General features: G+C 65.3%; 9 protein-coding genes. 3 read left to right on the top strand and 6 right to left on the bottom strand.

Going from position 1 to position 23714, the window contains the following annotated elements; translation table 11 throughout:
- Positions 1-58: 58 nt before the first annotated feature.
- From GTK01_RS11005 to GTK01_RS10985, 5 genes are all read right to left on the bottom strand, one after another.
- Positions 59-1243 carry an OpgC family protein gene (locus GTK01_RS11005; protein WP_252925933.1) on the bottom strand — a complete coding sequence of 395 codons (1185 nt, stop codon included), beginning with the start codon at positions 1241-1243 and terminating at the stop codon, positions 59-61.
- 255 nt (positions 1244-1498) lie between these two features.
- Positions 1499-3274: a glucan ABC transporter ATP-binding protein/ permease gene (locus tag GTK01_RS11000; RefSeq protein WP_252925932.1), complete on the bottom strand. Its 1776-nt coding sequence runs from the start codon at positions 3272-3274 to the stop codon at positions 1499-1501.
- Between the two features lie 215 nt (positions 3275-3489).
- Positions 3490-12009 (bottom strand): GH36-type glycosyl hydrolase domain-containing protein, encoded by an 8520-nt coding sequence (locus tag GTK01_RS10995; protein ID WP_252925931.1) that lies wholly within the window; start codon positions 12007-12009, stop codon positions 3490-3492.
- Positions 12010-12211: 202 nt separating this feature from the next.
- Positions 12212-15289 carry an efflux RND transporter permease subunit gene (locus GTK01_RS10990; protein ID WP_252925930.1) on the bottom strand — a complete coding sequence of 1026 codons (3078 nt, stop codon included), beginning with the start codon at positions 15287-15289 and terminating at the stop codon, positions 12212-12214.
- A complete protein-coding gene (locus GTK01_RS10985) occupies positions 15286-16440 on the bottom strand; it encodes an efflux RND transporter periplasmic adaptor subunit (protein ID WP_252925929.1) in 1155 nt (384 codons plus the stop codon). The genes GTK01_RS10990 and GTK01_RS10985 overlap by 4 nt, the downstream gene beginning before the upstream one ends.
- Positions 16441-16578: 138 nt before the next feature.
- On the opposite strand from GTK01_RS10985, the gene GTK01_RS10980 reads away from it, so the two are divergent.
- Positions 16579-17139 (top strand): TetR/AcrR family transcriptional regulator, encoded by a 561-nt coding sequence (locus tag GTK01_RS10980; protein WP_252925928.1) that lies wholly within the window; start codon positions 16579-16581, stop codon positions 17137-17139.
- A 16-nt stretch (positions 17140-17155) separates the two neighbouring features.
- Here GTK01_RS10980 and GTK01_RS10975 read toward each other — a convergent pair whose 3' ends face one another.
- On the bottom strand, positions 17156-17890 hold the full coding sequence (locus tag GTK01_RS10975) for an SDR family oxidoreductase (protein ID WP_252925927.1): 735 nt from the start codon (positions 17888-17890) through the stop codon (positions 17156-17158).
- Positions 17891-18029: 139 nt separating this feature from the next.
- On the opposite strand from GTK01_RS10975, the gene GTK01_RS10970 reads away from it, so the two are divergent.
- The gene (locus GTK01_RS10970) at positions 18030-21335 is read left to right on the top strand and encodes a DUF2126 domain-containing protein (RefSeq protein WP_252926012.1); all 3306 of its coding nucleotides are present in this window, start codon (positions 18030-18032) and stop codon (positions 21333-21335) included.
- The gene (locus GTK01_RS10965; protein WP_252925926.1) at positions 21332-23710 is read left to right on the top strand and encodes a circularly permuted type 2 ATP-grasp protein; all 2379 of its coding nucleotides are present in this window, start codon (positions 21332-21334) and stop codon (positions 23708-23710) included. The genes GTK01_RS10970 and GTK01_RS10965 overlap by 4 nt, the downstream gene beginning before the upstream one ends.
- Positions 23711-23714 lie beyond the last annotated feature (4 nt).

The following is a 23714-nucleotide window of genomic DNA, read 5'->3' as shown; positions in this document are numbered from 1 at the left end:
GCCAAGAAAAAGCCCCGGCAGCATTGCCGGGGCTTTTTTCATTTCAGGAGGCCGGCCGTCATCGGCGCGGCGGCTGCGTACGCACCGGGACCGCCGCCAGGTCGCGTCCGTGCAGAACGACACGGGTCGGCTCGCGCGCGACCTGGGCGCCTTTCAGCAGGCGGCGATACCACTCGATGTAGTATGCAAGCGCGAACTGGAGCGCGATGCCGGCCGTCACTATAAGGACGTCGCTCGCCACCGTCGGCGCGAAAACGCCGCGCCAGGCCTGCGCCGCCATCGACAGGATCGTGCCGACGACGAAAACCGGCAAGGCGTGGCGCCCGAGCACTGCAAGCGGATTGTCGAAACTCGTGCGAAAAACGTTCGAGATCGCCGGGATCGCATAGAGCAGATAGCCGGCGGCCAGGACGTGCAGCACGCGCGGCAGCGAGAGGAAGGTCTTGTCGAAGCCCGTGAAGATCTTCGGCAGCCCCATCGAGATGTCGACGCCCCACAGCGGCACGCGAACCCAAAGCAGCGCCGTGACGAGATAGAAGGCAGCCGCGCCGATGAGCCAGCGATTGACCGGAAGCGATCCGCCACGCTTCACATGCATCATGACGGCCATGCCGATCACGAACAGGAACTGCCACGAGAAAGGGTTGAGGAACCAGTAGCCGCCATTGGGGAATTGCGGCGGCGCGATCGGCAGCAGGCCAGCCACCGTCCAGAGGAGGCCCGAGGCCGCGACCATCCAGCCGATGCTGACCGTGCCAATCAAGAGGAACAGCGGCAGCAGGAGCAGCACGATGCCGTACATCGACAAGATGTTGTTGTAGCCAAGCTGGTGGCCGAGGGTCACGATGCCGACCAATGAAGCCGCAGTGTCGGTGACGACAGGCTCGATATTGATTTTGGCCATGAGGTGCGGCGCGCCGAAGTAGAGCGCGAAGAACGAAAAGATGCCGAGCGTCGCCATCGTCGTTCCGAGCTGGGCGATATAGAGGACACCCGCGCGACGCCATGTCTTGAGCGCGGTGACGAGCCGGTTTCCGGGTTCGAACTTCAGCCCGTAGGCGAGGGCGGCCGAGACGCCGGAAATCAGCACGAAGGCTTCTGCCGCATCGGAAAAGCCGAAATTCTTGTGCGTGATCACTTCGATCGGATTGCCCGGCACGTGGTTCACGAAGATCGACAGCAGCGCCACGGCGCGAATGACGTCGATCCGGGTATCTCGAATGGGGGTCTTGGCATTCATCATGCAAACAGATTCCAACGATGCGAAACGGGTTCATGCCGCTTCGCAAGCCAGGCGTCCCCTCCTGAAGTGAAGACAACGCTCTGACGGCATTGCCGGGCTAAATTGCGGCAATGCTGGAAGCGAGTCATCAACGGGCTAACTACCGAATCCGATCCCTTTTCAGGATCACGTTTCGCGAAACTTCGTTTCAGCAAGCGCTGAAATAAGCAAGGCCGCCATAAAGGCGGCCCTGGATTCCTTGAGGATTGCGTCTGGTCAGGCCGCTTCGATGGACGGCGCCAGACGGAAGGAGCGGCGCACTTCCTCGTCGTTGAGAAGCCCGCCGGCGCGCAAAAGACCGGCGAACCGGCCATTGCTCTGCGCCAGTTCGCCAAAGCCGCCCATCTCGACGATCCGTCCGCGGTCCATGAAGATCACCAGATCGGCGTCGCGAACGGTCGACAGGCGGTGCGCGATCACGAAGGTGGTGCGGTTCTCACGCAACCGGTCGATCGCCTGCTTGACCTGTTCCTCGGTTTCCACGTCGAGCGCGCTCGTCGCCTCGTCGAGAACGAGGATCGGTGCATCCTTGAGGATGGCACGGGCAATCGCGATGCGCTGGCGCTCGCCGCCCGAAAGCTGGCCGCCGCGTTCGCCCACGATCGTGTCGTATCCGGTCGACTTGCCGAGGATGAACTCCTCGGCAGCCGCCGCACGGGCAGCATGGTGCACGTCATCGTTGAGCGCGTTCTCGCGGCCGAGGCGGATATTGTCCTCGATCGAGCGGTTCAGGAGTCCTGCGTCCTGGAAGACGGTCGCCATCTGATGGCGCAGCGAGTTGCGCGTAACGGTGCGCGTGTCGATACCGTCGACGTAAATGGCGCCCGAATGCGGATCGTAGACGCGCTGCAGCAGATTGATCAGCGTTGTCTTGCCGGCGCCTGTCGGGCCGACGATCGCCACGGTCTGGCCGGCGCCGACGGAGAACGAAATGTCGCTTACACCCTCACTCGTGCCGGGGAAGCGGAAATTGACATTGTCGAAGACGACGTTTCCCTGGACGCGGTCGAGAACCTTGGCATCATAGGCTTCCGCGCGCTCCTCGACCGAATCCTCGATTTCGTAGAACGCTTCGAGCTTGGCGCGCGCTTCGAAAACCTGATTGACGAAACCCGTCACCTGGTCGAGGCGGCTGATCAGCAGCGTGGCGAAGCCGGTGAAGGCGACGACGTCGCCGATGCGCAGTTCACCGCGCGAGACGAGCAGCGCGCCGATGATCAGCACGACCATCATAGAGATGGTCGAGGACAGGCGCTGCAGCGCGCTTGCCAGCGCCCACCAGTCGAGCACCGGATACTGGGCGCCGATCAGGCGGCCGATATGCTCCTTCAGCGCCTGCGTTTCGTGCTGGATGCGGCCATAGCTCTGCAGAACCGACACGTTGGCGACCGAGTCGCTCACATGGGCAAACACCTTGTGGTAGTGCTGCTCGACCTCGGCCTGGCCGTCCTTGGTTTTCTTCATCACCAGGCGGCTGATGGTCACATAGGCGGTGCCCAGCGTGAACAGCACCATCGACATGCGCAGGTCGAGCGAGATCGCGGTCGGCACGAGAAGGACGAGCGCAACGGCCGTCGACAGGTGCTGGCGCATGAATTCGAGCCACAGGCTGAACAGGGCCTCGACGGCGCGCAGCAGCGTGTGCAGAGAATTGGACGTGCCGCGCTTGGAGTGCCAGGCAAGCGGCATGGTGACGACGTTCTCGTAGGAGCGCGCGAGGACGTCCCCTCGTACGGCATGCGCCAGGCGATCCGCGCCCCGCGAGACGAGCACGAATGCGACAATGTTGAAGATGCCCAGGCCGGCCCACATCGCCAGCGCAGGCGTCACGTCGGCCTTGTCGGAGATGGTATCGATGATGCGACCGAAAAGAATCGGTTCCGCGATGGCGACGATCGCGAGGAGGACGTTGGAGCCACAGATGACCGCAACCTTGCCGCGGGCGACGGCAAGATAGGACAGGGCTCTCCAGTACACTTCCACTAGGGACACGGCATCAGGCCTTTCAGCATTCATTGTGCGCCGCAACATAAGTGACGCTACGTCAGGCTGCGGACTTGAACAATCGGGTATGTGGGGAACAGGTTGCGAATTTCGCTACAAGAAGAACGAAAGGTCGTTACTTTCCGTGATGCTTTAACAATCGGAAATATATGAACAATTGGAATCGTGCGCCGCAAATGCGGTGCCAATGCGGCGCGTGATGCCTAGTCCAATTCACCGTTTGCGACGGTAACGACGACCTCGTGATGGCCCTGATCGGCAAGCTTTATTTGCTGCACCTGCGTTCCGTCAAGAACAATCGAATCGGTTGGACCACGCTTGATCGAAATTCGGTACTCGGCCTCGCCGAAACGCATTTTCGCGTGGAATCCCGGCCAGTTGGAAGGAAGGCGCGGCGCGATCGAGATCGCCTCCCCGGTCCGCTCGATGCCGAGAATGCCCTCCACGGCGGCCCGGTAGAGCCATCCCGCCGAGCCCGTATACCAAGTCCAGCCGCCGCGCCCTGCACGGTCTGCTTCCGAGTAGACATCGGCAGCGACGACGTAAGGCTCGACACGATAGATGTCGGCGCTGGGCCGGTCCGGGGCATGGTTCACCGGGTTGATCACGGAAAAGGCGCGATAGGCGTCGTCGCTGCGACCGAGTGACGCAAGGGCAAGCACAAACCATGTGGCGGCATGTGTGTACTGTCCGCCATTCTCGCGCACACCCGGCGGGTAACCCTTGATGTAGCCCGGCTCCTTCGGCGTATTTTCGAAGGGTGGTGTGAAAAGCCGGATGAGACCGTGCTCCTCGTCGAGCAGCCATTCCTGCGCGCTCGTCATCGCCTGGTTGGCCCGGTCTTCGGGTCCAAGCCCGGAAAGGACGGCCCAGGACTGGGCAAGGGAATCGATGCGGCATTCGTCGGACTGGCGCGAGCCGAGGGGCGAGCCGTCGTCGAAATAGCCGCGGCGATACCACTCACCATCCCAGCCGGCGTCCTCGATCGCGATCTTGAGCTGGTCGAGATGGCGCCGCCATGCCTCGGCGCGCTTTGCGTCGCCGCGTTCGTCGGCAACCACCGCGAAGTCGCGCAGCGTCGCGGCCAGGAACCAGCCGAGCCAGACGCTTTCGCCCCGTCCCTTCTCGCCCACGCGGTTCATGCCGTCGTTCCAGTCGCCGCCGAGGATCAGCGGCAGGCCGTGCGGGCCGGTGCGGCGGATCGCAAGGTCCAGCGCGCGGGCGCAATGCTCGTAGAGCGATGCCGTCTCTTTCGAGGTCTGCGGGGTGAAGAAGGCGTCGTGCTGGCCCTCCTGCAGCATTTCGCCTTCGAGGAAGGGGAGGTTCTCGTCGAGAATGGCCGCGTCACCGGTCACCGAGACATAGCGTTGGGTGCCATGCGCGAGCCAGACGACATCGTCCGAGATCATCGTGCGCACGCCTGCGCCCGAGCGCGGCAGCCACCAGTGCTGCACGTCCCCCTCGCGGAACTGACGTCCGGCCGCGTTGAGGATCTGCGCGCGGGCGAGCGAGGCATCGTGCAAGAGAAGCGCAAGCGTGTCCTGCAACTGGTCGCGGAAGCCGTAGGCGCCGCTCGCCTGGTAGAAGGCGGCCCGTGCACGGATGCGGCAGGCGAAGGCCTGGTAGGGAAGCCAGGTGTTGACCAGTGCATCGAAGGCCGGGTCTGGTGTCTCCACCTGCAGCGCATCGGCAAAGTCCCGCCAGCTCTCGTCATTGCGCTCAAGGCGCTCGTCGAAGGTTTGCTGGCGGTGGTGCTGGACGAGGTTTCGCGCCTCTGCAAGCGAGCCTGCATCGCCCAGATAGAGCGTCAGCACTTCCTCGGCGCCCGCGCCGAGATCGACGTCGAAGGCGACCGCGCCGCAAATGTCGCGTCCCGCCTCAGCCGTTCGCGAAAGCGAAGCGCCAGAAACGACCGCCGCCGGCCACTCCGTCGATCCGCGCAGGCCGAGAAACTCCGCCCTGTCGCATGTGAACGACTGGATTGGCTGATCGCCGGCCAGGAATGCGACGCGATCGCCATAGTCGAGATGGTAGGGATTGGCGGCCGTCACCATGTCGGCGGCAGCATCATGGCCAGGCAAGGTGGTCGCGCTTGTGCGCGTGCGGTTCACGCCCATCACCCATTCGACATAGGCGTAGACGCGCAGCCGCTTTGGCGTATCGCCGCGATTGGCAAGCTTCAGGCGGGAGATGCGGACCGGGTCGGCCGGGTCGACGAGATGCGTCAGCTCGGTGGCGATCCGGCTGCGCTCGACGGAAAAAGTCGATACGCCCTGGCCGTGCCGCGCCTCGTAGATCAGCGACGGGTCGCGCAGGAGTGACGCCGCGGGCGAGAACGCTTCGCCCGTATCGCGGTCGACGATGTAGACGCCTTCGCCCGGCCGGTTGGTTACGGGGTCGTTCGTCCAGGGCGTGATCTGGAAGTCGCGGCTGTTGCGGCTCCAGGTGAAGGCGGCACCCTCGGCCGAGATGTGGAAGCCGAAATTCTCGTTGGCGATCACGTTGATCCATGGCTGCGGAGTGTGCCGGCGTCCGTCGAGCCGCACGACATACGTGCGTCCCTCGTCAGCGAAGCCGCCATAGCCGTTCCACATGGCAAGCCCGCTTCCCTCGGCGTTTGCGACCGGCGCAAGCCGTGTTGCAGGCTTGGAGATTTGCGCGGACGCAAGCGCACGGCGCTGACCGAGTTCTTGATGGGCGATGGCTTCGGCGCGATCGATCTGGTCGAAGATTGTGCCGTTGCGCGTGTGGAGAACGACCCGCGCGACCGCCAGCAGCGTCTTGTAGGTCCGGTCGTCCATGAGGTCGCGGCGCACGGCGAAGATGTGCTGGCGCGGCCCTAGATCGCGCCCGCGCATGCGGCTGTTGTCGCAAAGCTGCTCGATCGCCTGCTGAAGGTCCTGCACATAGGACGATGCCTGTTCGTTGACGATGACGAGGTCGGCGACGAGGCCGTGCGCGCGCAAATACTCCTGCATGCGCAGCGCGGACGAGACGATTTCGAGGTCGGCGACATCGGCGATACGCAAGGCGAAGATCGGGAAATCGCCCGATATGCTCGTCGGCCAAAGCGAGGATTGCGAGCCCAGACCCTCGAGGATCGTCTCCGACGGCGCCCGCAGCGCCGGATCGGGATAGAGCAGATAGCGCGCGAGCTTCTGGACGCCGGCGGCGTCTGCGAGCGACAGGCCGACATGGCGGGTCTGCACCTGCGAGCGCGTCCAGGCGAGCATCGCCTGCCGCTCGAAGGATTCAGGATTGTCGAAGCGGGTTGCAGCCGCGCGCGCGTCGTCCTCGGTCGCGGTCACGACGGTCCAGAAGGTCAGCGAGACCTCCTTGCCGGCGGGAACGCGCACCTTGCAGCGGATCGAAAGGATCGGGTCGAGCGTGAAACCGTCCTTGCCCTCGAAGCTCGCATTGCGGTCGAAGGCGGCGGGATCGACGATCGAGCGGCCGCGTCCGAGGAATTCGCGACGGTCGGTCTGGGCGCGGGCCTCGCGCGAAATGCCGGCGCCGGCGGTGACGAAATGCGCAAGCGCGACGTCCGCCTCTGCGGGCGCGCGCTTGTTGCGCCGGGCGAGGATCAGGCTTCCCTCGTTTGCGATGGTCGTCTTGACGAACATCTTGGAGAAGGCCGGGTGCGCCTGGTCGCTCGCCTCAGTGGCGAGCGCGAGCTCGCCGTAGGAGGTAATCTCGAGGTGCTCGTCCGCCTCGCCATTGTTGGAAATGGTGATCCTGCGGGCCTCGCCGTTCGCCTCGGAGGTGACGATGGCCTCGACCTTGGTCGTGATCGGGCCGACACGTTTGATGAACGTCGCCTTGTCATCGCTGAAGATCGCTTCCGCGCGCTCGTTCTCGGCAGCCTTCGGGTCGCCGGTGGCCGACCACCATGCGCCCGTCGCCGGATCGGAGACGAAGATGAAGGTGCCGGAGCGGTCCTCCACGGGATCGCCGGACCAGCGCGTGATCGCGATATCGCCGCAGCGGCTGTAGCCGGTGCCCTTCGCCGTCAGCATGACGCTGTAATAGCCGTTCGACATCAAGCTGGTGGCCGGCAGCGCATGAACGGGATCGGCGACGACACGGATGTCCGAACTCGTCTCGACCTCCTCAGCCGTCGTCCGGTCGCCCGCTTCGGCACGCGCCTTGGTGGCCGGCACGTCGCGCGGCGCCTTTTCCTGCAGCAGGAGTTCGGCAGCCTCGATCACGGCGTCGGAATGAAAGCGGTCGCGCATGCGGCCTTCGAAGACGACGTTCGAGACCGCGACGATCGACATGCCTGTGTGGTGAGCCATGTAGTTGCGCACGACGGCGCAGGCCGCGCCGGTCGGGACACGTGTCGGCGTGAAATCGATAGCATCGTAGTAGCCGTAGCGCCCGCGCCCGCCGATCGCCTCCAGTTCGGCAAGGTTGAGCACCGCCTCGCGCGGCTTGAACTGCGCGGCAAGCATCGTCGCATAGGGCGCGATCACCGTGTTCTGCGCCAGGCCGCGCTTGAGCCCCAGGCCCGGCACGCCGAAATTGGTGTACTGGTAGGTCATCTCGCGATCGCGCGCATTGTAGGCGCTTTCGGAGATGCCCCACGGAATGCCCTTCGAGCGCGCATAGCGGATCTGACGGGCGATGATGAGGTTGTTGGTCTGGTTCAAGATGCCGCCGAGCGGCTCCTTCATCACCAGCGGCGGCATCAGATATTCGAACATCGAGCCCGACCATGACACCAGCGCTCCGGCGAAGCCGACGAGCGTCACCGGGCGGCCGAGCCGCATCCAGTGGTCGGTCGGCAGGTCGCCCTTGGCGATGGCGAAAAGGCTCGTCAGCCGCGCTTCGGAAGCGAGAAGGTCGTAGCAGGCCTCGTCGAGCTGGCGCTGGTCGACCCGGTAGCCGATCGAAAGCAGCTTGCGGTCGCCGCGCATCAGGAACGAGAAATCCATCTCGAAGGCGAACTGGCGCGCCCGGTCGCGCAGCGCGATCAGTTCGTGCCGCAGCGCCGTCACATGCGCGTCCTCGATGTGCGAATCCGCGATGTGCGACTGGCAGGTCGCTTCGAGCTTGTTGGCCCACAGCGCCAGCGTCTCGCTGGCATGGGAGCCGATTTCCTCGTCGATCGAGCGCGCCAGCTTGCGGATGTCGGCGGCGAGGACGGCAAGGTTGATGGTGCGGATGGCGGCCGTCTCCGGCTCGCTGCGGATCGTCTCGACTGCCCGGCGCATGCCGTCGACACGCTCGCGCAGCCGCTGCCGGAGGGGACGCAGCGGACGACGGTCGTCCGGCAGCTCGTCGAGACTTTCCTCCAGGATCGTCACGCAGTCGAGGATGCCGGTATAGTCGCCCTGCAGATGCGCGGCGGGCGCCTGCGCCCAGATGTTGCAGGTGGCGGCGACCGTGACGAGGTGGCCTGCAAGATTGCCGCTGTCGACCGAGGAGACGTAGAGCGGCAGGAGCGGCTTCAGCGTCCGCGTATCGTACCAGTTGTAGAGATGGCCGCGATGGCGCTCCATGCGCTCGATGGTCGATATCGTTCGTTCCAACTGCCGCACTGCGTCGGCGAGGCTTATCCAGCCGAAGTCGCGCGCCGAAACGATCGAGAGCAGATAGATGCCGATATTGGTCGGCGAGGTGCGCGGAGCGACGACGGGCGAGGGGATTTCCTGGAAATTGTCCGGTGGCAGGAAATTGTGCTCGGCCGTCACGAAGGTCTCGTAATAGAGCCAGGTGCGCCGGGCCGCGGTGCGCAGCTTGGCGGCGTCGGCCGGATCGACGACGAGCTGGTCCTCGGTCTCTGCCGATCGGCTGATGAGCCAGGCAAAGCCGGGCGCGCCGACCCAGAAAAACAGGAAGATGCCTGCGACGATCACGCCCGTGCGCTCACCGATCACGGCGATCGCGAAGCCGATGAGCGCGATCACCAGCGAGCCGACCATCATCGCGTGATAGGCCTGCAGCGTCTCGCCGCCGCGTGCCGCGTCCGACGCGGTGCGCCATTCGAGGAGCTTGCGGCGGGTGACGAAGACACGGATCAGCGTACGCCCGATGGCGTCGGCCGACGCCCAGGCCTGGTGCGCGATCAGCACGACCTTGAGCACGACTTGCGCGGTGGCGAATGCGATCTCCCGCGCGAGCGCGGAGAAATGGCTGCGCAGCGTCGCCTCCGAATTGCGCGGCATCAGCGCGTCGACGATCGAATAGGTCAGGGCAAGCACGAGGCTGAGGATCAGGAGCGCCTGCCACTGGGCGGCATAGGCGAAGGGAAGCAACGCCCAGCCGGCGATTGAAGCCAGAACCCAGGAGATCGGCGTCAGCGAGCGGCGCAGATTGTCGATCATCTTCCAGCGGGAAAGCCCGGGAATGGCCGAGCGCGGATCGAGGATGAACGGCAGGAGCTGCCAGTCGCCGCGGATCCAGCGATGGTTGCGCGAAGCGTCGACGGAGTAGCGCGTCGGATAGTCTTCGATCAGTTCGACGTCGGTGACGAGCGCGCAGCGCGCCCACGCGCCCTCCAGCAGGTCGTGGCTGAGGACGGCGTTTTCGGGGATGCGGTCCTCGAGCGCGGCTTCCATCGCGTCGATGTGGTAGAGGCCCTTGCCGGTGAAGGTGCCGGAATCGAAAAGGTCCTGGTAGACGTCGGAAACGGCGAACACGTAGGGGTCCATGCCCCTGTTGGCGGAAAAGATCCGTTGGAAGAACGAGGCCTCGTTGCCGGTCGTCAGCGAAGGCGTCACGCGCGGTTGCAAGATGCCATAGCCGGCCAGGACTTGCCCCGTCGCCGGGTCGATGACCGGCCGGTTGAGTGGATGGGACATCTTGCCGACGAGTTTGGCGACCGCGTCGCGCGTCATGCGCGTGTCGGCGTCGAGCGTCAGCACATACTGGACGTTCGAGGGCAGCGGGGTGGTCGGCGCGATGAACGTCGTGTCGAGGTCGCCGCGCAGGAGCGCGTTGAGTTCATGCAGCTTGCCGCGCTTGCGCTCCCATCCCATCCACACACCTTCCGCCTCATTGTAGAGGCGGCGGCGATGGAGGAAGTGGAAGCGGGGCCGCTCGCCGCGCGGATACCGCTCGTTGAGAGCGGCGACACGCTTTCGAGCGTAGTCGAGAAGCTCCATGTCCTCAGCGGTCTGCTCCGACGGGCTGTCGCGCCAGTCCGACAAGATGGCGAAGTCGAGCTCGCCTTGCATGTTGGCAAGGTAGTGGACCTCGAGATTGTGGAGCGCGTCTTCCACATCGTCGCGAGAGCCGATGAGGATCGGCAAGGCGACGAGCGTGCGCGCATGGTCGGGAACGCCTTCCTTGTACTCGTATCCGATCAGCCGTGTCGGCTCGACCAGAAGCGAGGCGACTGTGTTGAACAGGCCGAGCGCCGCTTCGCTGGCCGGCAGCACGAACAGCGCGAGAAGCAGCGTGACGGCGAAAGTGGATAGCCCGATCCCTTCCAGGGTGAAGCCGACGGCGGCAAGCAGCAGGGCGGTGAGCGCCGCGGCAGGCAGGACGATGCCCATCCAGCCCGTGCGTCGGTAGAAGCGGCGCAGGCGTGTCGGCCATTTCGGCTCGTAACCGATGGCATGCTCGAATTCGGGACGCCGCGGGCCGACGACGAAAAGGCCGATATCGGGACAGGTCTGCTGGCCGATCGCGATTGCGCGGTCCGCCGCCATTGCGATCGCCCGTTCCGTGACCTCGCGCTCGGAAAGCTCGGTGCCGCCCGCCAGCTCCTCGATCGCACGGCGATACTGGTCGCGCGACTGGAAGTCGAGTTCGGCGAAGTCGGTATGTGCACGCAGTGTCTGGTCGACATGGCTGAGCTCCTCGAACCACACCGTCCAATCGGTGTCGTCGACGAGCCTCAGGCCCTTGATGATGTTGCCTGTGGTGACGTTGCCGGAGGAAAGCGTGGCGTGCTCGCGTCGTGCCACTTCTTCGGCGTCGAGGTCGAAGCGTTCCAGTTCGGTCTCGAGCCAGCCAAGCGCGCTTGCGGCATATTGCGTGCCGTCGCGCAGGCGAAAGAGAAGCTGCGTGGCGAATGTCATGTCGCGGGCATGCTCCTCATATGTGCCCAGAACGCGCAGTTCCTCCTCCACGGAGCCCTGCGCCAGCGCCTGGTCGGCGACCTTGTTGGCGACGGCGCGCATTTCGTGCGCCCGCTTCACGCGCACGGCCAGCCGGCGTAAATTTTCCACCAGCACGAATCGCAGAAGTGACGGCAGCGCCCACAATTCGCCGATCGACAGCGGATCGACCTCCTGGAACGCTGCGACCATGGTTTCGAAGCCGGCGACGGAGATCGCGCTGTCGCATTGCGCGACATAGGTCCAGGCGAGCACGAGCGCGCGCGGCACTCGCCGCCCGTCTGGCAGGGTGGCAAGCGGCAGCTTCTTGAAGAACCGGGCAGGCAGGTCACGGCGGACCTGAAGGATCGTGTCCTCGACGAGATAGTGGTTGTCGAGGAGCCAGTTCGCGGCAGGCGTAATGGGCTCGCCATTCTGCTGGGCCGTGCCGAGATAGGTCACGACCGCCAGGATTGTGTCCGCATTGTCGTTGGCGCGTTGGCGAAGATCGAGTTCGAACAGGTCGAATTCAGGCTCGAAACGGCCGCCCGCCAGGTCATAGCCGAGCGCGTGGAGCGTTATGTCCTTGCCGGGGGTGAAGCGTATGGGCGTGTCGACTGCAGCAGGCAGGAGCGGAGCGGCGTCGCGGATGCGGGCCGGATCGGGCTGAATGTTCATGCTCTAAAAGAATCCGTCTAAGCGCTGTCGAACACCCGACGCATATCAGGCTGACGCTAAACCGATTCAAACGCGATTGGTTTCAAGAGCGTAAGGGGGCTGTCGCTACACAATTCGTTTCGCCGCGACACAGAGCCGTCGCTTTTAACGAGAGGAGGACGTGGCCCGCTGACGGGCCGTCTCCTGGATGGGCAGCGAACGTCTACTCCGCAGGTTGCGGCGAAGCGTCGACGGTCGGCTTGCGCGTCGCCTCCGACCGCTCCTTCGAGGTAATTAAGGTATAGAACATCGGGACGACGAAAAGCGTGAAGAACGTGCCGATCAAGAGGCCCGAAAAAATCACGAGGCCCATTGCCTGGCGCGCGGCGGCACCTGCGCCTGCTGCGATCATCAGCGGAATGACGGCAAGCGCCAGCGCGGCGGTTGTCATCAGGATCGGGCGCAGGCGCACCGTCGCGGAATAGACGATCGCTTCGCGGATCGACATGCCCTCGTCGCGCTTCTGGTTGGCGAACTCGACCAGGAGGATGCCGTGCTTGGTGATGATACCGATCAGCGTGATCAGGCCGACCTGCGTGTAGATGTTCAGCGTCCCGAGGCCCAGGTTGAGCGGCAGGATCGCGCCGAAAATCGACAAAGGCACCGACATCAGGATGATGAACGGATCGCGGAAGCTCTCGAATTGCGCGGCGAGCAGCAGATAGATGACCACGATAGCCAATGAGAAGGCGATCAGGATCGTGTTGCCCTGCTGGACCTCGAGACGCGACTGGCCGGAATATTCGATGAAGAACGAATCCGGCAGGGCGGCCTGCGCGATCTCGGTGATCGTCTGCAGCCCAGCGCCCGTCGTGATGCCGGGCAGTGGCAGGGCCGAGATGGTCGCCGAGTTCAACTGGTTGAACTGCTCGATCGCGGCCGGCGCGGCGTTGGTCGAGATGGTCACGACCGAGGAAAGCGGTATCATCTCGCCAGTCGTCGCGCGGATAAAGAATTCGCCCAGCTTTTCGGGATTGTCGCGATATTCCTGCGGCACCTGGGTGATCACGTCGTAGCTGTTCGACTCGCGGTCGAACTGCGCGACGGCACCGCCGCCGACAAGCGTACCGAGCGTCGTGCCGACGTCGCTGACGGGTACGTTGAGGGCGGCGGCACGTTCGCGGTCGATGGTGACGGTCACCTGCGGCGCGTCGAAGGCGAGCGAGTTCTGGACGACGATGAACTGGCCGGTCGCTTCCGCCTCGCGGCGGATCTGGTCGGCCACCTCGTAGACCTGGCTCGGATCGCCGGTCGACTGAACGATGAGCGAGATCGGCAGGCCGCCGCCGGCGCCTGGCAGCGAAGGCGGCGCGAAGACGAGCGCCTCGACGCCGTCGACCGTGCTGATCCGGGCCTGGATGTCCTGCTGGATTTCGGCCTGGCTGCGGTCACGATCGCCCCAGTCCTCCAGCGCCCAGACGACGAAACCTGAGTTGGTCTGCCCCCCGAGGCCCACGATGGAAAAGCGCGAGCGCACTTCTTCAAGGTCGCTGGTCGCGGTTTCGATTTCCTCGGCATAGCGGGACGTGTAGGGCGTCGTGGCATAGCGCGGCGCGGTGATCAGCGAGAAGAGCGCGCCGGAATCCTCTTCGGGCGCAAGTTCGCTCGACGTGTTGAAGAACATGAACGCGGTCACCGCCACCAGCGCGGCCGAGATGAACAGCGTCACCGGCCGGTAGTTGAGCGAGCCCGAGACCATGCGGCCATACCAGTTCGACAGCCGGTCGAAGGTGCGGTCGACGAAGACCTGGAAACGGCTGTGGCCGCCCGACTTCAAGAGCCGTGCCGACATCATCGGCGTGATCGTCAGGGCGACGATGCCCGAGATGACGACCGCGCCGGCCAGCGTGAAGGCGAATTCGCGAAACAGCGCGCCCGTCAGGCCGCCGGTAAAGCCGAGCGGCATGAAGACCGCAACGAGCGTCAGCGTCATCGCCACGATCGCCAGCGAAATCTCCTGCATGCCCTTGATGGCGGCCGCCATCGGGGTGAGCCCTTCCTCGATGTGGCGGTGGATGTTCTCGACCACGATGATGGCATCGTCGACCACGAGGCCGATGGCGAGCACCATGGCAAGCAGCGATAGCAGGTTGATGGAATAGCCCATCATCAGAAGGAAGAAGCAGACGCCGATCAGTGAAAGCGGAATCGTCGCCACCGGCATCAGCACCGACCGGAACGATCCGAGGAAGAGCAGGATCACGACCACCACGATCGCGACCGCTTCGCCGATCGTAACGAAAACCTCGTCGATCGAGGCGCGGATCGTGTCGGTCGCGTTGTAGACCAGCGATACGTTCATTCCGTCCGGCAAGGAGGACTGGATCGCCGGCAGTTCGGCGATGACGGCGTCTGCCGTGTCGAGCGGATTGGCCGACGGCGTCGGGAAGATGCCGATGAAGGTGCCCGGATTGCCGTTGAAGTTGACGACCGTGTCCGTGCTTTCAGCGGCGAGCTCGACATTGGCGACGTCGCGCAGCCGCACGACCTCGTCGCCCTGCGACTTCAGGGGGAGCGCGCCGAAGGCTTCGGGTGTCTGCAGCGTCGATTCGAGTGTGATCGAATAGGCGACATACTCGTTCTTGGTCTGGCCGGGGGCGGACAGGAAGTTCGAGGCGTTGATCGCCTGGAGAACTTCCGATGCGGTGACGCCGCGGCTGGCCAGGCGGATCGGATCGATCCACACGCGCATCGCGTAGTTGGCCGCGCCCAGGATCTGGACCTCGGCGACGCCTTCGATGGTGGACATGCGCGGCCGGATGACGCGCTCGAGATACTCGGTAAGCTGCTCGGCGGTCATGTTCTCGTTCTGGAAGGCGAGATACATGATGGCGAACTGCTGGCCGGTGCCCTTGACGATGACGGGGTCTTCGGAATCCGAAGGCAACTGCCCGCGCACCTGCTGCACCTTGGACATGACTTCAGTCAGCGCGACGTCCGGATTGGCGCCGAGCTGCATCTGGACGGTGACCGTGCTCGACGAGGGGCGGCTCGCCGAGGTCACGTAGTCGATGTCCTCCGTCGTCGAGACAGCCGAGGCGATCGGTGCCGTCACGAAGCCCTGGATGAGCTCGGCGCTGGCGCCCGGATAGACGGTGTTGATGGTGATGACCGTCTCTTCGACCTCGGGATACTCCCGGATCGACAGATTGAAGAGCCCCTGGAAACCCAGGAGCAGGATGAGCGCGCCGAGGACGGTTGAAAGGACCGGGCGGCGGGTGAAGAGTTCGGAGAGGCTCACTGGTCGGTCTCCGCGGCTTCGACGGACGTTTCGGCATCGTCGGCCGGCTCATCGGCGGACGGGCTGAGCGTGACCGGCGCGTTGTTCGAGAGGCGGTTCTGGCCCGCCACGACGACCCGGTCGCCGGCGTTGACGCCCTCGGTCAGCTCGACGAGTTGGCCGTTGCGCCGTCCGGTCTCAACAAATACCTGACGCGCGACGAAACGTTCGGCCTCGCCCTCGGCAGGCTCCTGCGCTTCCTCGGGTTCGCCGACGACATAGACGAAGTCGCCGTAAAGGCTCGTCGTCACAGCTGTCTGCGGGACGGCGATCACGTCGTTCTCGATCGGCATCTCGACGCGCACGCGCACGAACTGGCCCGGGTTGAGCGCGCCTTCCTGGTTGTCGACCTCGACGCGCACGCTGACGAGCCGCGTCTGCGGATCGATGCGCGGCTCGATGCCGGTGATCGTGCCGGACGAGACGGCGCCGCCCGCCTCCGTCGCGATGTTGACCGTCTGGCCGATCCGCAGGTTGCCCAGCTGCTGCTCGGGGACGGTGAAGTCGACGCGCAACGTGTCCAGCGCCTGCAGGGTCGCAACCGTCGTTCCGGCCGCTACATACTGGCCGACCTCGACGCGCGGCAGGCCGATCGTGCCGGAGAACGGCGCTTCGAGCGCCTTCTGGCTGAGCACGGCCTGCAGCCGCTCGATCTGCGCGCGGGCCGACGAGGCAGCCGCCTCTGCCTCCTGCACGGTCGAGGCAGAGCTCACGCCGCGGTCCGACAGCGTCTGGGCGCGTTCCAGCGCCTGGGTGCTCACGTCCACCTGCGACTGGGCGGCGACGATCTCGGCCCGTTCGATCGTGTCGTCGATCTGGACAAGAAGGTCGCCTTGGTCGATCTCGTCATTAGCGCGGAAATTGACCTCGCGCACGACGCCTGTCGCCTCGACGGCCAGGTCGATGCCGCGCGCCGCATAGACGGTGCCGATCGCTTCGATGCCAGGCTGCCAGTCGGTCGGCTCGGCAACCACCAAATCCACCGGGAAGGCAGGCGCCTGCCGGTTGGCAAAGAAATCCTGGATCGCCTGATCGCGGAATAGATTGAAGCCGACGATGCCGCCGACGACGACCGCGATGAAGACGATGGCAATGAGGAAACGTTTGATCATCGGTGGGCCCGTGACGATGCTGGATGGCGCTGAAATGCGCTATGATGCGTGGAGGTCTTGCAATTGTGCGGCGCATTACTGTACCGTCCGGACGGTATTGTCAACATTTGCTAAACTGCAAAGGCACGGCGTGACGAATTGAAGCTTCCAGCGGGACGACCAAGCTCGCGGCAACGCATACTCGAGGCGGCAGAAGCGCTCGCGCGCGAACAAGGCCCCGGCAACATATCGCTCGACGCCGTTGCCGCAAGGGCAGGGTTGTCCAAGGGCGGCCTGCTCTACAACTTCCCGAGCAAGGCCAAGCTGCTCGAAGCGCTCGTCGAAATGCATATCGAGCGCGCCGAGGCGGCGCTTGCGCAGAGCATCGAGGCACGGCCGGAAGGCCGCAATGCCATGGCGCTGGCCTATCTGCGTCACTCGCGCCAGGAGATGATCGACAAGCCGGAACCGGCCTCCGGCGTGCTGGCGGCAATCGCGGAAAATCCTGAATTCATCAATCCGGTACGCCGCTATCAAAAGCAGGTGATGGAGCGGCTGCGCGAGCGCTCGGCCGATTTCGAACTCTCGGCCATCGCCTTTCTCGCCATCGAAGGCTTCTGGTCGCTGCGCCTGATGGAAAGCGACTGCATCCGTCCGGACGAGGTTCAGCGCGTATTCGACCGGCTCGAGCAGGAGCTGGAAAGCGTCGGGGAAACCTGATCCCGAAATCTCGTCGTCAAAGGCTGCGCAAGTCGGTTACCGCATCGTTTCCGAAGTCGTCGGACAGGAGGTAGGCGGCGATCTTCGCGCCAGCCTCGGCAGGCGAGGCGAGAACGCCGTCGGCCTTCATTGCCTTGAACTGGTCGATGGCCGGGAACTGCTCGACGCTCGAGCCGCGAATGTCGGCCTGCATGTCTGTGTCGATGACGCCGGGCGCAAGGCTGGATACGCGCAGGCCCGCGATGGCGTCTTCCTTGACCGCGCGCGCATGGTTGTCGAGTGCGGCCTTGGTCGCGCAATAGACGCTCCATCCGGCCATGCCGCGCCGTCCCGCACCCGACGAGATGTGGAGAATGCGGCGGTCCTTCACGGGCGCCGCGACGGCCTGGAAGAGATCGGCCAGCACCAGCGGCCCGGTGACGTTGAGCGTGACGGCCTTGGCGATGGCTTCCGCGCCACCCGTTCCCACCGGACCAATCGGCTTCACCGTGCCGGCGTTGTTGACGAGGAACACACGGTCCGCCCCGGCGCAGAACGCCTCGATCCGATCCGACAGCGTGCGATCGGCGAGCGCGGCGACGTCGCCGAGGTCGATCGTGATCTCGGTCGGTTTCGAGCCCGCGGCCGAGGCCAGGTCTGCTGAGCCGCGCCGCGCCAGGCCAAGCACATCGACATCTTTGTCGAGCAGCGCGGCGGCGATCGCCTCGCCGAGACCGCGGCTGTGACCGGTCACGATTGCCTTCGTCTTCATCATTCTCTCCATCGTCGGTGCGCAAGGTGATGGCCAGGAGCGAGCTATGCAACTCTTTTCCAACAAAGCTGTGGTGCAACGCACCTATTTGTGGAAACGTCCGCGCGACCCGATCCCACATGGAAGCTCCATCCGCCCGATGTCGATTCTCGCTGCCATCAGCCACCTGACGCACTATTCCTATGACCGCCCGGTCACGCTCGGCCCGCAGATCATCCGCCTCCGCCCCGCGCCGCACAGCCGCACGCGCGTGGTTTCGCATTCGCTGAAGGTCTCGCCCGACAACCATTTCGTGAACTACCAGCAGGACCCCTATGGCAACTGGCTGGCACGCTACGTCTTTCCCGAGCCGGTGCGCGAGTTGAAGCTAGAGGTCGACCTCGTTGCCGACATGACGGTCTACAATCCCTTCGATTTCTTCGTCGAGGAGGAGGCCGAGCAGTGGCCGTTCGACTATCCGGCCGCGCTACAGGACGATCTCGTCATCTACCGCAAGCCGGAGCCGGCCGGTCCGCGCCTCCAGGCCTTTCTCGATACGATATCCAGGGAGCCAACGCGCTCGGTCGATTTCGTCGTCAATCTCAACGCCCGTCTCGCAGGTGAGATCGGCTACGTCATTCGCATGGAGCCGGGGGTGCAAGCCCCCGAGGAGACCTTCGAGCGCGCCTCCGGATCGTGCCGCGACACGAGCTGGCTGCTCGTCCAGATCCTGCGGCATCTCGGCTTCGCCGCCCGCTTCGTCTCGGGCTACCTGATCCAGTTGAAGCCCGATCTCGTCGCACTCGACGGGCCGGCGGGCACGAACCACGACTTCACAGACCTGCACGCCTGGGCTGAGGTCTATCTGCCCGGTGCGGGCTGGATCGGTCTCGATCCGACCTCCGGCCTCCTGACCGGCGAAAGCCACATTCCACTAGCCGCCACGCCGCACTTTTCCAACGCCGCGCCGATCTCCGGCATGGCGAGCTATGCCGAGGTGGATTTCGCCTTCGACATGAAGGTGACGCGCGTTGCCGAGCATCCGCGGATCACCAAGCCATTTTCCGATGAGGCATGGACCGAACTCGACCGGCTTGGCGAGAGGGTCGACGCGGCGCTCAAGGCTGGCGACGTAAGGCTGACGATGGGCGGCGAGCCGACATTCGTGTCGATCGACGACTTCGAATCCGCCGAATGGAACACCGACGCCGTCGGACCGACCAAGCGCGCGCTCGCCGACCGGTTGATCCGGCGCCTGCGGGACCGCTTCGCGCCAGGCGGCTTCCTGCACTACGGCCAGGGCAAATGGTATCCGGGCGAAACGCTGCCGCGCTGGACATTCTCGCTCTACTGGCGCGAGGACGGCAAACACATCTGGCGCGACGCCGACCGGATCGCGACGGAGGCCGGCGGTGGCGCGGCGACGCCGCAGGAGGCAGAGAGCCTCTTGCAGGCCATCGCGGGCGAACTCGGCCTCCCGGGCGAAAACGTGGTGGCCGCCTATGAGGACCCGGCCGAGTGGCTGTTGAAGGAAGGCCAGCTTCCCGAGAACGTCACGCCGGAAAATTCCGAGCTGAAGGACCCCGAGGAGCGCTACCGCATCGCGCGCGTATTCTCGCGCGGGCTGACGGAGCCGTCGGGCTACGTATTGCCGGTGCAGCGCTGGCAGGCGGCGGCGAGCGCTCCGCGCTGGATGTCCGAAGTCTGGAACGTGCGGCGCGGTCACCTCTTCCTCGTGCCCGGCGACAGCCCGGTCGGCTATCGCCTGCCGCTCGGCTCGCTACCCTATGTGCCGCCGGCGCAATACCCTTACGTGAATCCGGCCGATCCGACCGAGGAACGCGGCCCGCTGCCAGCACCTCCGGAGCCGGAGCAGAAAGTGGCGAGCTTCACTGCGGCGACGCCGCAACAGGCGATCGTGCCGCAGGAGATGGGCGAACTGGGCGGGGCCGTGCGCACCGCGCTTTCCGTCGAGCCGCGCGACGGCCGGCTTTGCGTCTTCATGCCTCCGGTCGAGCGTATCGAGGACTATCTGGAACTGGTGGCTGCAGCGGAGAACGCGGCGGAAAAGCTCGGCGTCAAGGTTCATATCGAGGGTTATGCCCCCCCGGCCGACCCGCGCATGAACGTCATCCGCGTCGCGCCCGATCCGGGCGTCATCGAGGTCAACATCCATCCGGCCTCGTCCTGGCGCGACTGCGTGGCGACGACCGAAGCGATCTACGAGGAGGCGCGCCAGTGCCGGCTTGGCGCCGACAAGTTCATGATCGACGGCCGCCATACCGGGACCGGTGGCGGCAACCACGTCGTCGTCGGCGGCCGCACGCCGATGGACAGTCCGTTCCTGCGCCGACCCGACCTGTTGCGCAGCCTCATTCTCTTTTGGCAGCGCCATCCCTCGCTGTCCTACCTGTTCTCCGGCCTCTTCATAGGCCCGACGAGTCAGGCGCCGCGCATCGACGAGGCCCGCCACGACGGGCTTTACGAACTGGAGATCGCGATGGCGCAGATCCCCGATCCGCAGGAGGGCGGCCAACCATTGCCCTGGCTGACGGATCGCCTGTTGAGAAATCTCCTGACGGACGTGACCGGCAACACGCATCGCGCGGAAATCTGCATCGATAAGCTCTATTCGCCGGACGGGCCGACCGGCCGGCTGGGGCTCGTCGAATTCCGCGGCTTCGAGATGCCGCCCAATCCGCGCATGTCGCTCGCCCAGCAATTGCTGGTGCGCGCCATCATCACCCGCTTGTGGCAAGCCCCGGTGAAGGGCGCGTTCACGCGCTGGGGCACGGCGCTCCACGACCGCTTCATGCTCCAAAACCATGTCTGGACCGATTTCCTCGACGTGCTCGCCGATCTGAAGGATCACGGTTTCGCCTTCCGTTCCGAATGGTTCGAGGCGCAGGCCGAGTTCCGCTTCCCGTTCTGCGGCGAGATCGAGGTCGAGGGGGTCAAGCTCGAACTGCGCCAGGCCCTGGAGCCATGGCACGTGCTCGGCGAAACCGGCGCGATCGGCGGCACGGTGCGCTATACGGACAGTTCCACCGAGCGCCTCCAGGTCAAGCTTCAGGCGGCCGACGCGTCGCGCTATGCCGTCACTTGCAACCGCCGGCGGCTGCCGTTGGAAAAGGTAGCGAACGGCGTTGCGGTCGCCGGCGTGCGCTACAAGGCATGGCAGCCCGCGATGGCGCTCCATCCGGTGCTCGCCGTCGACACGCCGCTGACCTTCGACATCTACGACAACTGGACGGGTCGCTCCCTTGGCGGCTGCGTCTATCACGTCGCCCATCCGGGCGGACGCAATTTTGAAACCTTCCCGGTCAACAACAACGAGGCCGAGGCCCGCCGCCTGTCGCGGTTCGAACCGTGGGGGCATACGCCCGGCCGCTTCGAGGCGGTACGCGAAACGCCGCATCCCGAATTTCCCTCGACCCTCGACCTGCGGCGACCGGCGAACCTATGAGCGCTCTCTCGCCGCGCCCTTCCCTGCCGAAGAGGCGTTCCGCGCTTCTGGAAACCTATCGCGCGTTTCCCGGAACGCATGACGAACTCGTCGATGAAGGCGGCGCGGTGCGTCCCCTTTGGCGCGGTCTCGTCGACGAGCTTGCGCGGATGCAACCCGGCGAGATCGAGGGCCGCGTCGCGCGGGGCGACGAATATCTGCGCGATGCCGGCGTCTATCTGCGCCAATTCGGCGCGGGCGATGCCGAACGGGTCTGGCCGCTCAGCCATCTGCCAGTCCTGATCCACGAGAAGGATTGGTCCGGCCTTGTCGCCGGGCTCGCCCAGCGCGCCGAACTTCTCGAAGCCGTCGCGGCCGATCTCTACGGCGAGAACCGGCTTGTCGCGGACGGGCACCTGCCGGCGGCGATCGTCGCACAGAGCCCCGAATGGCTGCGCCCGATGGTCGGCGTTCCGCCCGCATCGGGCCACCGGCTGCACATCGTTGCCTTCGACGTCGCGCGCTCGGTCGACGGAAGCTGGTGGGTGCTCGGCGACCGCACGCAGGCGCCGTCAGGCGCCGGCTTCGCGCTCGAAAACCGCGTTGCGACCGCGCGCATCTTCGCCGAACTCTACGCCCGCACCAATGTCCACAGGCTGGCCGGGTTCTTCCGCGATTTCCGTTCCAGCCTGCAGTCGCTTGCGCCGGGCGGTGAGGGGCGCGCCGCGATCCTGACGCCGGGACCGCACAGCGACACCTATTACGAGCACGCCTACATCGCCCGCTATCTCGGTCTGTCGCTTCTCGAAGGCGAAGACCTGACCGTGCGCGACGGCAAGTTGATGGTGCGCACCGTCTCCGGCCCGCAGCCCGTCGGCGTGCTCTGGCGGCGTCTCGATGCGAGCTATGCCGACCCGCTCGAACTCGACGACCGGTCACGGCTCGGCACGCCTGGCCTTGTTTCGGCGCTGCGACAAGGCAGCCTCGCCATGGTCAATGCGCTCGGCGTCGGGGTCCTCGAAACGCGCGCGCTCCTCGCCTTCATGCCGCGCCTCTCCGAAATTCTCCACGGCGAACCGCTGGCCCTGCCGAATGTTGCGACATGGTGGTGCGGTGACGCGGTGGCGCGCGCCGCCGTCGAGGGACGGACCAACCTGCACCGGTCTTCTGCGCTCTCGACGAGCCTGCCCTATGAGGGCGACGTGCCGCTCCCCGCCCACGGCTTCTCTATCGACGCTTCCCCCGAAACCCATCCCGAACTCTTCGTCGCGCAGGAGATCGTCTCGCTCGGCTCGACGCCGGCGCTCGACGGCGAAAGGCTGGTCGCCAGGCCGTTCAGCCTGCGCGTCTTCCTGGCGCGAACGGCCGATGGCTGGCAGGCGCTGCCGGGCGGCTATGCCCGCATTGCGGCCGGCGAGGGCGGGGCGGCGAGCCTCGCGCTCGGCGGCAAGGTCGCCGACGTCTGGGTTGTCGCCGACAAGCCCGTCGAGGCGATCAGCCTCCTTTCCGGCGAGCACGCGGCCAATCTAAAGGCCCAGCAGGGCGCGCTTCCGGCCCGCGCGGCCGACAATCTCTTCTGGCTCGGGCGCTATGTCGAGCGGGCGGAGGATACGATGCGGCTCATCCGCGCCTATCGCGTCCGCGCAGCCGAGGCGGGCGGCGAGGAAACGCCGCTGCTCGTCCATTTCGGCGAGCTTCTGGAAGATTTCGGCATCGATCTTGCCCAGCGCATCCCCGAGGCGCTGTCCACGACCATCGGCTCGGCCGTCTTTAGCGCCTCGAAAGTGCGCGACCGCTTCTCGGTGGATGGCTGGGCAGCGCTGAAGGATCTGGCCGCAACGACACGGAATATGAGCGAGAAGGGAGAGGTTTCGGACGCAAACGGGCGGACCATGGGCGTTCTTCTGCGCAAGATTACCGGGTTTTCCGGTCTGGCGCATGAAAACATGTACCGTTTCACGGGCTGGCGCTTCATGCGGATCGGCCGCTCGATCGAGCGCGCCATCGCGACGGCCTCCATGCTCGGCTTCATGATCGCCGACGACGCACCGGAAGGTGCGCTCGACATCGCCCTCGAAATCGGCGACAGCGTCCTCACCCATCGCCGCCGGTTTTCGCTTGAAGCCAGTATCGAAAGCGTCGTGGCGCTTCTGGCGCTCGACCCGATGAACCCGCGCTCGATCCTGTTCCAGGTCTCGGAGATCAACGACCAGGTGCAGCTGCTTCCCGATGGCGGGCTTGCCGGCCGCGCCGGCGATCTGGCGCGCGCGACGCTGCGGCTCCACACCGTGCTCGCGACGGCGCAGGCGCAGGATGTCGATGCGCCGTTTCTCGAACGCGTGCATGGCGAACTCGAGATCGTTTCTGATCTCGTCGCCGCCGCTTATCTGGGGTGACGCG

The organism is Aliihoeflea sp. 40Bstr573 (assembly GCF_024105655.1).
Taxonomy (GTDB): domain Bacteria; phylum Pseudomonadota; class Alphaproteobacteria; order Rhizobiales; family Rhizobiaceae; genus Aliihoeflea.
The sequence above is the reverse complement of the archived record's forward strand: the minus strand, read 5'-3'. Positions and strand labels throughout refer to the sequence as shown.

Coding starts and splice junctions, on each gene's coding strand:
- GTK01_RS11005 (WP_252925933.1), bottom strand. CDS start 1,243: ATGATGAATGCCAAGACCCCCATTCGAGATACCCGGATCGACGTCATT.
- GTK01_RS10995 (WP_252925931.1), bottom strand. CDS start 12,009: ATGAACATTCAGCCCGATCCGGCCCGCATCCGCGACGCCGCTCCGCTC.
- GTK01_RS10985 (WP_252925929.1), bottom strand. CDS start 16,440: ATGATCAAACGTTTCCTCATTGCCATCGTCTTCATCGCGGTCGTCGTC.
- GTK01_RS10975 (WP_252925927.1), bottom strand. CDS start 17,890: ATGAAGACGAAGGCAATCGTGACCGGTCACAGCCGCGGTCTCGGCGAG.
- GTK01_RS10970 (WP_252926012.1), top strand. CDS start 18,030: ATGTCGATTCTCGCTGCCATCAGCCACCTGACGCACTATTCCTATGAC.
- GTK01_RS10965 (WP_252925926.1), top strand. CDS start 21,332: ATGAGCGCTCTCTCGCCGCGCCCTTCCCTGCCGAAGAGGCGTTCCGCG.